The organism is Delftia sp. ZNC0008 (assembly GCF_000799035.1).
Taxonomy (GTDB): Bacteria; Pseudomonadota; Gammaproteobacteria; order Burkholderiales; family Burkholderiaceae_C; genus Comamonas; species Comamonas tsuruhatensis.
In genome coordinates this window covers 1-9,834 of sequence record NZ_JTKZ01000131.1, presented here as the reverse complement: position 1 = coordinate 9,834, position 9,834 = coordinate 1, and the positions used below count along the sequence as shown (strand labels likewise).

Here is a 9,834-nt window from a genome sequence, read left to right as displayed (position 1 = left end):
CCGCGTGGACAGGTCCATGACCATGCCCATGTCGTGCTCCACCATGAGCACGGTCACGCCCCATTCGGCGCGCACGTCCAGGATGAAGCGCGCCATGTCCTCGGTCTCCTCGCGGTTCATGCCGGCCACGGGCTCGTCCAGCATCAGGATGCGCGGCTGCATGGCCAGGGCGCGCGCCATCTCCACGCGCTTTTGCAGGCCGTAGGACAGGGCGGCCACGGGCGCATGTCGGATGTGGTCTATCTCCAGGAAATCGATGATGCGCTCCTCGATGTCGCGGCGCAGCTCGGCCTCTTCGCGGCGAGCGCGGCCCAGATAGAGCAGGGCATCGAACACGTTGGTGCGCAGGTGGGCGTGGCGGCCCAGCTTGATGTTGTCCAGCACCGTCATGCCCCGGAACAGCGCAATGTTCTGGAAGCTGCGCCCCAGGCCCAGCCGCGCGCGGCGCGGCGCCGGCACGCGCGTGATGTCCTCGCCCTGGAAGCGGATGGAGCCGCCCGTCGGCCGGTAAAAGCCCGAGATGGTGTTGAACAGCGACGTCTTGCCCGCGCCGTTGGGACCGATCACGGCCGTGATCGAGCCGGGCTGCACATCGAAGCCCACGCCCGACAGCGCCTTCACGCCGCCAAAGGCGAGCGTGATGCCATCGACCTGCAGCAAGGGGGCGGGCGGGCCGCCGTCGGGGTGTGTCTCCATGGCTGTCTCGTGCGTTGGTTCGTCGAGCCGGGCAGGAGCCTACTGGTGCGTAGGCTGTTTACTTTGGAGTAGATTCTGGTTGTCGCCCACCGCATGCAGCATCGGTGATTTCCCCGGTGCACCCGCCGCCATGAAGCCATCGAGCCCTGAAACCAAGACCCGACCCAGCCCCGGAACCCGCGCCCGCAAAGGCCGTGCGGCGCCCGCCGTGGACTCGCCCTGGAGCGGCACGCCCGACCGCGAGCAGCAGCGCGAGGCCAAGCGCCAAGCCGTGCTGCAGGCCGCCGCGCAGCTGTTCAACGAGCGCGGCTTCTCCGCCACCTCGCTGGACGACATCGCCGCGCGGCTGGGCGTGAGCAAGCCCACGCTGTACTACTACGTCAAGAACAAGGACGAGATCCTGCTGCAGTGCGTGAACCAGGGCCTGGCCATGACGCTGAAAGGCATCGAGGCCTCGCGCCGCGCAGGTGGCCAGGCCGTGGACCAGCTGCGCGCCTGCATGCAGGTCTATGCGCGCATCGTCACCATGGACTTCGGCATGTGCCTGATCCGTGTCGGCGACGAACAGGTCCCCCCCGACAGCCGCCGCGAACTGCGCCGCCAGAAGGCCGCCATAGACCAGGCCTTCCGCCGCCTGGTGGCCGCCGGCGTGCAGGAGGGCTCCCTGGCCCCCTGCGACCCCAAGATGACGGCCTTCGTGATTGCCGGCGCGCTCAGCTGGATAGGCCGCTGGTACCAGCCCGGCGGCCAGTACTCGGCCGAGGAAGTGGCGCAGCAGTGCATTGATACCTTGATGGGGGGGGTGTTGCGCAGGGACCAGGCCCCTGCACAGCAAAAGAAGCGGGCGCGCAATCCGGATTCGAAACGTGCAGCAGCCGAGGCCCGAGGCCCAGGACAACCGCCCGGCGGGGCAGCAGGCTAGGGCGCCGTACTGCCCTCGTCCTGCGCTGCCAGATCATCCAATATCGGGCAGTCCGGCCGGTCGTCGCCGTGGCAGCAGTGCACCAGGGTCTTGAGCGTGCGCTGCATGGCCTGCATGGCGGCGATGCGCTCGGTCAGTGCGTCGATGTGGCGCTGGGCGATGTCCTTGACCTGGCTGCTGGCACGGCTCTTGTCCTGCCACAGGCCCAGCAAGGTGGCGATCTCGTCCATGGAGAAACCGAGGTCGCGGGCGCGGCGGATGAAGCGCAGGGCGTGCACGTCGGACTCGGCGTACTGGCGGTAGCCGCCGTCCGTGCGGTGCATGGGCGGCAGCAGGCCCTGGGCTTCGTAGTGGCGCACCATGCGCGCCGAGACACCGGCGCGGCGCGCGGCCTCGCCGATGGAGACGGGCCAGTGCTGTGCTTGGGCGGACATGGTGCGTGTCACTCCGGGGACTCAGGCGACCTTGTAGCCTTCTTCGGCGATGGCCGCGCCCAGCGCCTCGCGGCTGGCGCTGCTGTCGACTTCCACGCGCTGGGCTGCGCGATCGATTTTTACCTGGGCCTGGTCATCCACGCCCTGCACGGCCTGGGTGACGGCGCGTTCGCAGTGGCCGCAGGTCATGCCCTGCACGGTGAAAACATGTTGCATTTCTAGCTCCTGGTTGGGGCGCGCCGAAGTGGCGCAAGCCATGGACGGCATGTTGAACCCTGACACCATGGCAAGGTCAAGCGCCTGGCTGGGCAAGGGTTGATTTGGCCCAACTCGATGTGAGTCGGCCGGCTCAATGATCCGCTGCAATGGCCGATAGATCGAAAAGAGCCGTGAATATGCAAAAACCGTCATAGACCATTGGCGATCATCTGACAAACTGCAACAATTTGTATTTACGTTGGCGCTATGCATTTGGAGACCGTGCGTGCGCCCTGACTGACAGAGAGGAAAACGGTCATGAACTTGTTGGGAATGATGCGGGCTTTCACGATCCGCACGCGGATGCTGGGTGCCATCGCCATGGTGCTGGTGCTGCTGGGTCTGCTGGGCGGAGCCGGGATGCTGGGCATGTTCCGCATCCATGGCATGAGTCAGCAGTTCATGCATACCTCGTACGCCAAGATGGGCTACATGGTGGAGCTGCGCGCCGAGCTGGGCGCGGTGCGCGCCCATGAAAAGGACATGATCATCCAGTACGAGCGTGCCGACGAGGTGCGCAAGGCCCACGGGCAGTGGCTGGCGGCCATCGAGCGCGTCAAGGCCGTGGCGGGGCGTTTTCTGAAGGACGAGGACCCTGCCGACGATGCCATCGTCAGCGGCATCTCCGACCGTGTGGACCGCTACCGCCAGCAGTTCGAGCACATTGCGCGCCAGCTGGAGGCCGGTGGCTACGACACGGCCACCACGGCCAACCGCATGAGCGGCAAGGCCATGGCCGAGGTGGCCGAGGTCGAAAAGCTCATCGCCCAGCTCGACCAGCTGCTGCGCCAGCAGGTCGATGCCATGGCCGCCGAGGAGCAGGGCGTGGCCGAGCAGACGCAGTGGATCTTCGTCGCCGCCGTGGTGCTCACGGTGCTGGTGGTGGTGCCGCTGACGCTGATGAACATGCTGTCCATCTGCCGCCCCCTGGTGCAGGCGCGCCAGACGGCGCTGACCATCGCCCAGGGCGACCTTTCGCAGAGCGTCAAGGTGGAGGGCAAGGACGAGGTGGCCGACCTGCAGCGCGCGCTGGACCAGATGCAGCAGAGCCTGGGCTCCATGGTGACCCAGGTGCGCGACGCCAGCGGCAACATCGCCACGGCCAGCCAGGAGATCGCCACGGGCAACCAGGACCTGTCCTCGCGCACAGAGCAGACGGCCAGCAATGTGCAGGAGACCGTGGCCTCGCTGTCCCAGCTCACGGCCACGGTGCAGCAGACGGCATCGTCCTCGCAGCTGGCCAACCAGCTGGCGGCCTCTGCCTCGACCACGGCCACGCGCGGTGGCGACGTGGTGGCCCAGGCTGTGGTCAGCATGCAGGAGATCACGACCTCCAGCCGCAAGATCGGCGACATCATCGGCCTGATCGACTCCATCGCCTTCCAGACCAACATCCTGGCGCTGAACGCCGCCGTGGAAGCGGCACGTGCCGGCGAGCAGGGCCGCGGCTTTGCCGTGGTGGCGGCCGAGGTGCGATCCCTGGCCCAGCGCTCGGCCCAGGCGGCCAGCGAGATCAAGGCGCTGATCCAGACCAGCGTGCAGGCCGTGGACGTGGGCGTGCGCCAGGTCGAGGACGCGGGCAAGACCATGAAGGAAATCGTGGACAGCGTGCAGCGCGTGGGCGACATCATTGGCGAGATCACGGCGGCTTCCAGCGAGCAGTCGGGAGGCATCGGCCAGGTCAACCAGGCCGTGGGCGATATCGACCGCATGACGCAGCAGAACGCAGCCCTGGTCGAGGAATCGGCTGCCGCCGCCGAGTCGCTGCGCGAGCAGGCCGCGCGCCTGGCGCAGGTGGTGGGCCAGTTCCGCATTGCCGGTGCGGCCGTGGCATCCATGGGCTCGCATGCTTCCTACGGCCGTCCCTCCCAGGGCCAGCCCAGCCTGGCGCCGGCCGCAGGCCGCGCCTCGCTGGCCTCTGGCCGTGACACGCGCGAGACCCAGCTGCTGGAACACGCCTGAGATAGCGGACGCAGGGACAGGGGCCCGGCCCCTGTTCCACGTGAATCGTCTGGATAAAAAAAGCGGAGTGCGATGCACTCCGCTTTTTGTTTGTGCGGCCGCCAATCAGGCCTGGCGCGCGAACGGGTAGTCGATATAGCCCTCTGCGCCGCCGCCGTAGAACAGGCTGGAGTTCCAGGGATTCAGCGGCAGGTCGTCGCGCAGGCGGTGGACCAGGTCGGGATTGGAGATGAAGGCCTTGCCGAAGGCCACGATATCGGCGTGGCCGCTTTCCACGGCGCGCAGGGCCATGTCGCGGTCATAGCCGTTGTTGACCATCCAGGCGCCCTGGCCGCCGGCCTCGCGGTAGGCGGATTTGAGGGCCGCGTAGTCGAAGGGCCGGTCGGGCAACTCACGCGGGCCGCCGGTGGAGCCTTCGATGATGTGGATGTAGGCCAGGCCCAGCGGCGCCAGCTGGCGCACCACGTATTCGAACAGCGGCTGGGGGTCGGCATCGGCGATGTCGTTGGCCGGCGTCACGGGCGACAGGCGGATGCCCACGCGGCCGCCGCCCACGGCATCGGCGGCGGCGCGTGTGCATTCGAGCAGCAGGCGGGCGCGGTTCTCGATGCTGCCGCCGTAGTCGTCATCGCGCCGGTTGGCGCCGGTCTTGAGGAACTGGTCCAGCAGGTAGCCGTTGGCGCCGTGCAGCTCCACGCCGTCGAAACCGGCCGTCTCCACGGCATTGCGCGCGGCCACGGCGAAGCTGTGGACGATGGCGGGCAGCTCGTGCTGGGCGAGCGCGCGCGGCGCGGAGGTGGGCACGAACTGGCCCTTGCCCGAGTCCTCGTCGATCACATAGGTCTTGGATCTGGCCGCCACCGGGGACGGTCCCACGGGCGCCTGGCCTTCGGGCTGCAGCGAGGTGTGCGAGACCCGGCCCACATGCCACAGCTGGGTGACGATGCGCCCGCCGGCCTTGTGCACGGCGTCGGTCACGCGCCTCCAGCCGTCGAGCTGCTCGCTGCCGTACAGGCCCGGCACATGGGCATAGCCCTGGCCCTGGTGGCTGATGGCCGTGCCTTCGCTGATCAGCAGGCCGGCGCTGGCGCGCTGGGCGTAGTAGGTGACCATGATGTCGTTGGGCAGGGCCTGGGGTGCGCGGTTGCGCGTCAGCGGTGCCATGGCGATGCGGTTGGGCAGGCGCAGTTCGCCAGCCTGTATGGGTTCGAACAGAGAGGTCATGCAACGGGGCTTTCTGTGCGTGAAGCAAAAGCGCCACCCGTGCGGGCGGCGCGGCGTACGGCACAGATTACGCCCATGGAATCAATCGTGCAGGCCAGGGATTTGCGCGCTGTCGTGCAGGCGACGGTGCTGTGCCACGAGTCGGCCCAGCGCCTGCATCTGCGCTGTCACGAAGCTGCGCGTGGCGGCATCGGTGCACAGGCCCTGGCTGTCGAATTTCTGCGCCGCCTGGCCCACAAACACCTCGGGCCGGGCCAGCACGTCGGCTTCCATGCACTGCAATACCTTGCGCAGTTCGTACTGGACGCGCGCCCCGCCCAGCGGGCCCGGCGAGGCCGAGACAAGGGCCACGGGCTTGTGCCGAAAGGGCTGGTCGTCGCCACGCGAGATCCAGTCCAGCGCATTCTTGAACATGCCTGGAATGGAGAAGTTGTACTCGGGAGTGGCCAGCACCACGGCGTCGGCACGGCGGATGCGCTCGCGCAACTGGTGCACGGGTTCCGGCATGCCCGTGGCCAGCAGGTCGGCATCCAGCGGCGGCAGCGCGCGCCAGTCGCAGACCTGCATCGTGGCCTGGGGTGGCAGGCATTCGCCCGCCAGCTCCAGCAGCAGGCGGTTCAGGGAATGGCGGCGCAGGCTGCCGCACAGTCCGATGATGTCCATGGCGTCAGGCCTGCAGCGCGATGCCGACCTGCTGGATGACGCCGCGCCAGCGCGCGATCTCGGCGCCCACCATGCCACGCATCTCCTCGGGGCTGCAGGGCGTGGCCGCGCTGCCGGCGCTGGCCAGGGCCTGGAGCAGGTCGGGCTCCTTCAGGGCCTTGTGGGTTTCGGCGGCCAGCCTTTGCACCACGTCGGCGGGCGTGCCTGCGGGCGCGGCCAGGCCCAGCCAGGAGCGCACCTCGAAGCTGGGCAGCACGGCCGAGGCCGGCGGCACCTCGGGCAGAGTGGGCCAGGCCTGGGCGCTGGTGACAGCCAGGGCGCGCAGCCGGCCCGACTTGATGTGCGGCATGGCCACGGTCAGCGTGTCGCTGAGCACGTCCACATCGCCCGCTATCACGGCCTGCACGGGTGCGCCGCCGCCCCGGTAGGGCACGTGCAGCAGCTGCACCTTGGCCGTGGAGCCCAGCAGCTCGCCGGCCATGTGCTGGGTGGAGCCCACGCCCACCGAAGTGAAGGTGATGCGTCCCGGCTCCTTGCGGGCCATGGCCAGCAGATCGGCGAGGGTCCTGGCGGGATGCTCGGCGCGCACGGCCACCACGAAGGGAAAGGACGAGACGGTGGAGACAAAGGCGAAGTCCTTGACCGCGTCGTAGGGCAGCGATTTGCGCAGCGCGGCCGACACGGTGTGCGCGCCCGTGAGCATGACCAGGCTGTAGCCGTCCGGCACCGCCTTGGCCACGAAGTTGCTGGCAATGGAGCCGCCCGCGCCGCTCTTGATCTCCACCACCACGGGCTGCCTGAGCGATTCCTGCAGCTTCTGGGCCACGAGCCGGGCCACCACGTCGGCATTGCCGCCCGCGCCAAAGCCGTGGATCAATTGAATGGGCCGGTTGGGAAAACCGCCCTGGGCCCGGGCCGTGGGCAGGGCGAGTGAGGCGGCGCCTGCAAGCAGGGCCGCGCGTCGGGTGATGGCATTCATGTCGTGTCTCCTTTTTTTGTATTGCGCGCGGCGGACGTGTCCAGTGGCTTCGCTGGCGTTGCTGCTAGCGGTCCGCGCGCGCGTAGCCGGTCTGGGCGCCGTAGAGCTTTGCGCGCTGCGACCAGTCGTGGGTCTCGTTCCACAGGGCCAGCACCTGCATGGCCTCCTGCTCGAAGACCTGGTGGCGCGCCGCGTCGGCCGTGCGCGCGGTCAGCTCCAGGCGGTGGCCCGAAGGGTCGAAGAAGTAGATGGAGGTGATGAAGTCGTCGTGGTTGGTGGGGCCCACCACGTCAATGCCCCGGTCCAGCAGGTCCTGCCGGGCGCGCAGCACGGTGTCCACGTCGGCGACCTCGAAGGCGAAGTGCTGTATCCAGCCCGGCGACTCCATGTCCTTCATCTGGCCCGGGTCCCTGGGGCACTCGAAGAAGGCGATGGAGCTGCCGTCCTCCATCTCGAAAAAGATGTGGATGTGCGGGCTGTACTGGCCCGTGGAGGGCACATGGTCCTCGCCCATGGCGTGGGTGAAGCGCAGGCCCAGCACCTCGGTATAGAAGCGCACGGTCTCGGCCGCGTCCTTGCAGCGGTAGGCGGCGTGGTGAAGCTTTTTGCACAGCATGGATGTCTCCTGTCAGTCGGTGGAAAAGGGGCCGGAAGTGGACGCGGGGCCTGTGGCGCCGTGGAGCGGCTCCTGGCAGCCGCTCCACTGGGGCTGGAAGAAGGGGGCCGGGACCAGGAGCTTCGATTCCTGGCTTTGCAGCAGCGGCAGCATGCGCGCGACATAGGCCTGCCAGCGTGGCTCGGCCAGCAGGCGGGCGCGGCGCTCGGCGCGCTCGTTCAGGTCCGTATAGGCCCACAGGTGGACGATCTGGTTGAGTGGCCCCGAGTCGCTGGTGTAGTAGCCGACCATGCGGCCCAGAATGCGTTGCTGCAGCTCCAGGCCCTCGGCCTGGTAGAGCGCCAGGTAGTCCCGCCACTTGCCGGGGTGGGCGGTGTAGGTGCGTTGTTCGACGAGCATGCCGTGCCTTTTTTCAACCGAGGCTGTGGCCGCCGTCGATCACGATGCGCGTGCCCGTGGCCGTGCGCAGATGCGTGGCGCAGGCGAGGATGGCCTGCGCCACATCGCCGGGCTCGACCACGCGGCCCAGCGGCGTGTGCGCGGCCTTTTTCTCCAGCTCCTGGCGGCTGCGGCCCCCCACGAAGCCCGTGTCCACGGCGGCGGGCGAGACGCAGAGAAAGCGCACCGGGCCGAAGGCGCGCGCCATGGACACCGTCAGCGTGTCCAGCGCGGCCTTGGCGGCGCAATAGGCCATGTTGCTGCCTAGGCCCGTGAAGGCGGAGACCGAGGACACGTTGACCACGGCGGCATCCTGCGAGGCGCGCAGCAGCGGCAGCAGGGCCCGCGTCACGGCATAGGTGCCGCCCACATTGGCGCACAGGATGCGGTTGAACAGCGCGGGCTCCAGCGCATCGATCTGCGCGTGCGCGATGCGCTCGGTGAAGCCCGCGCAGTTGACCAGCAGGTCCACCCGGCCCAGGTGCTGCTGCAGCCACTGAGCGGCGGTGGCGTGGCTGGCCTCGTCTTGCAGCGACAGCTGCAGCGTGTGGTGGCTGCCCGGCAGTTCCTCGCGCAGCGCCTGGGCGCGGTCGCGGCCCTGGTGGTAGCCGATCACGACGGTGGCGCCCTCGCGGGCCAGGGCCCGCGCCGTGGCGGCGCCTATGCCGCTGCTAGCGCCGGTGACGACGGCGATTCTGTCTTGCAATGGCGGATGGGAGAGTTGCATCATTCGGAAATCCGTGGCGCCCGGCCTTGCCGTGCCCTGGCCGGGCCGTGGTTGATCGGCCATTCCGATTGTTTTCAAATCGCCCGGCGGCGCCACTCAGTTGTCCGATAAACGAACATGACCTCATCGTCCGATGCCGGCTCCCTCAAGCGGGGCGTGGCCTTTCTCAAGCTGCTGGCGACCGGGGGCGTGCGCGGTTGCCCGCTCAGCGAACTGGCCGAAAAATCCGGCGTGCCCCACCCTTCGGCCCACCGCATCCTCAAGCAGCTGATTGCCGAGCGCCTGGTGGTGCACGACGCCCAGACCCACCGCTACCGGCTGGGGCCGCTGGCCTTCGAGCTGGGCTTGGCCGGGTCGATGCTGCACGACATACGCGACCTGTGCGAGCCGGCCATGGCGGCGCTGTCACGTGAAACCGAGGACACGGCCTACCTGGTGGTGCGCAGCGGATTCGAGGCCGTGTGCCTGCACCGGCTCGAAGGCGACTTCCCCATACGCACGCTGGTGCTGCAGGTCGGCAGCCGGCGCCCGCTGGGCGTGGGCGCCGGTGGGCTGGCCGTGCTGGCCGCCATTGCGCCCGAGGAGCGCGAGGCCATCATCGAGCGCGTGGCGCCCGCCCTGCCGGCCTTTGGCAAGCTCACCGATGCGGGACTGCGCCTGGCCTGCGAGGAAACGGCCCGCGCAGGCGTGGCCGTGATACAGAACCGCGTGAGCCTGGGCGTGACGGCCGTGGGCGCGCATTTTTGCGACAGCATGGGCCAGGCCATGGGGGCGGTCAGCGTGGCCGCGCTGACCCAGCGCATGACGGCGGCGCGCGTGCGGCGCATCGCCCAGCAGGTGCGCGCTGCGGCGGCCCAGATAGAGCAGCGCATCCGCACGCGCAAAAGATAAGGGGCCGGCTGGTCTACAACGCGG

12 protein-coding genes are annotated in these 9,834 nt (G+C 68.7%); 3 read left to right on the top strand and 9 right to left on the bottom strand.

The features are described from left to right. The coding region (locus L995_RS04680; protein ID WP_047469615.1) for an ABC transporter ATP-binding protein at positions 1 to 696 on the bottom strand (696 nt) is incomplete at its 3' end. A gap of 130 nt (positions 697 to 826) precedes the next feature. Between L995_RS04680 and L995_RS04675 the strand changes: the two genes are divergently transcribed. Next, a complete protein-coding gene (locus L995_RS04675) occupies positions 827 to 1,618 on the top strand; it encodes a TetR/AcrR family transcriptional regulator (RefSeq protein WP_047469613.1) in 792 nt (263 codons plus the stop codon). Here L995_RS04675 and cueR read toward each other — a convergent pair. Together cueR and L995_RS04665 are read right to left on the bottom strand one after the other, a co-directional pair. Next, positions 1,615 to 2,052, bottom strand: a complete 438-nt coding sequence (gene cueR / locus L995_RS04670; RefSeq protein ID WP_043789533.1) for a Cu(I)-responsive transcriptional regulator — start codon at positions 2,050 to 2,052, stop codon at positions 1,615 to 1,617. The genes L995_RS04675 and cueR overlap by 4 nt on opposite strands. 21 nt (positions 2,053 to 2,073) lie before the next feature. After that, entirely contained in the window at positions 2,074 to 2,268 is a 195-nt protein-coding gene (locus L995_RS04665) for a heavy-metal-associated domain-containing protein (RefSeq protein ID WP_012201975.1), read from the bottom strand. A gap of 300 nt (positions 2,269 to 2,568) precedes the next feature. Between L995_RS04665 and L995_RS04660 the strand changes: the two genes are divergently transcribed. Continuing rightward, positions 2,569 to 4,272 carry a methyl-accepting chemotaxis protein gene (locus tag L995_RS04660; protein WP_016447285.1) on the top strand — a complete coding sequence of 568 codons (1,704 nt, stop codon included), beginning with the start codon at positions 2,569 to 2,571 and terminating at the stop codon, positions 4,270 to 4,272. 105 nt (positions 4,273 to 4,377) lie between these two features. Here the strand turns inward: L995_RS04660 and L995_RS04655 are convergent, their stop codons facing one another. From L995_RS04655 to L995_RS04630, 6 genes are all read right to left on the bottom strand, one after another. Continuing rightward, complete coding sequence (locus tag L995_RS04655) at positions 4,378 to 5,496, bottom strand: alkene reductase (protein WP_047469610.1); 1,119 nt, start codon at positions 5,494 to 5,496, stop codon at positions 4,378 to 4,380. Between the two features lie 81 nt (positions 5,497 to 5,577). Next, entirely contained in the window at positions 5,578 to 6,159 is a 582-nt protein-coding gene (locus L995_RS04650) for an NADPH-dependent FMN reductase (RefSeq protein ID WP_047469608.1), read from the bottom strand. A gap of 4 nt (positions 6,160 to 6,163) precedes the next feature. Then, positions 6,164 to 7,138: a tripartite tricarboxylate transporter substrate binding protein gene (locus L995_RS04645; protein ID WP_047469604.1), complete on the bottom strand. Its 975-nt coding sequence runs from the start codon at positions 7,136 to 7,138 to the stop codon at positions 6,164 to 6,166. A 64-nt stretch (positions 7,139 to 7,202) separates the two neighbouring features. Then, complete coding sequence (locus L995_RS04640) at positions 7,203 to 7,754, bottom strand: VOC family protein (protein ID WP_047469601.1); 552 nt, start codon at positions 7,752 to 7,754, stop codon at positions 7,203 to 7,205. A 12-nt stretch (positions 7,755 to 7,766) separates the two neighbouring features. Beyond that, positions 7,767 to 8,153: an NIPSNAP family protein gene (locus L995_RS04635; protein ID WP_047469599.1), complete on the bottom strand. Its 387-nt coding sequence runs from the start codon at positions 8,151 to 8,153 to the stop codon at positions 7,767 to 7,769. 13 nt (positions 8,154 to 8,166) lie between these two features. Beyond that, complete coding sequence (locus L995_RS04630) at positions 8,167 to 8,898, bottom strand: SDR family NAD(P)-dependent oxidoreductase (RefSeq protein WP_231574354.1); 732 nt, start codon at positions 8,896 to 8,898, stop codon at positions 8,167 to 8,169. 138 nt (positions 8,899 to 9,036) lie between these two features. On the opposite strand from L995_RS04630, the gene L995_RS04625 reads away from it, so the two are divergent. Next, positions 9,037 to 9,810, top strand: coding sequence for an IclR family transcriptional regulator (locus L995_RS04625; protein ID WP_012201983.1), 774 nt, complete (start codon positions 9,037 to 9,039; stop codon positions 9,808 to 9,810). Positions 9,811 to 9,834: the final 24 nt, after the last annotated feature.

What these genes read in the sequence shown, in the direction of transcription:
- L995_RS04635 (WP_047469599.1), bottom strand. Translation starts at nt 8,153, where the DNA reads ATGCTCGTCGAACAACGCACCTACACCGCCCACCCCGGCAAGTGGCGG.
- L995_RS04665 (WP_012201975.1), bottom strand. Translation starts at nt 2,268, where the DNA reads ATGCAACATGTTTTCACCGTGCAGGGCATGACCTGCGGCCACTGCGAA.
- L995_RS04625 (WP_012201983.1), top strand. Translation starts at nt 9,037, where the DNA reads ATGACCTCATCGTCCGATGCCGGCTCCCTCAAGCGGGGCGTGGCCTTT.
- L995_RS04645 (WP_047469604.1), bottom strand. Translation starts at nt 7,138, where the DNA reads ATGAATGCCATCACCCGACGCGCGGCCCTGCTTGCAGGCGCCGCCTCA.
- L995_RS04655 (WP_047469610.1), bottom strand. Translation starts at nt 5,496, where the DNA reads ATGACCTCTCTGTTCGAACCCATACAGGCTGGCGAACTGCGCCTGCCC.
- L995_RS04660 (WP_016447285.1), top strand. Translation starts at nt 2,569, where the DNA reads ATGAACTTGTTGGGAATGATGCGGGCTTTCACGATCCGCACGCGGATG.
- cueR (WP_043789533.1), bottom strand. Translation starts at nt 2,052, where the DNA reads ATGTCCGCCCAAGCACAGCACTGGCCCGTCTCCATCGGCGAGGCCGCG.
- L995_RS04640 (WP_047469601.1), bottom strand. Translation starts at nt 7,754, where the DNA reads ATGCTGTGCAAAAAGCTTCACCACGCCGCCTACCGCTGCAAGGACGCG.
- L995_RS04675 (WP_047469613.1), top strand. Translation starts at nt 827, where the DNA reads ATGAAGCCATCGAGCCCTGAAACCAAGACCCGACCCAGCCCCGGAACC.
- L995_RS04650 (WP_047469608.1), bottom strand. Translation starts at nt 6,159, where the DNA reads ATGGACATCATCGGACTGTGCGGCAGCCTGCGCCGCCATTCCCTGAAC.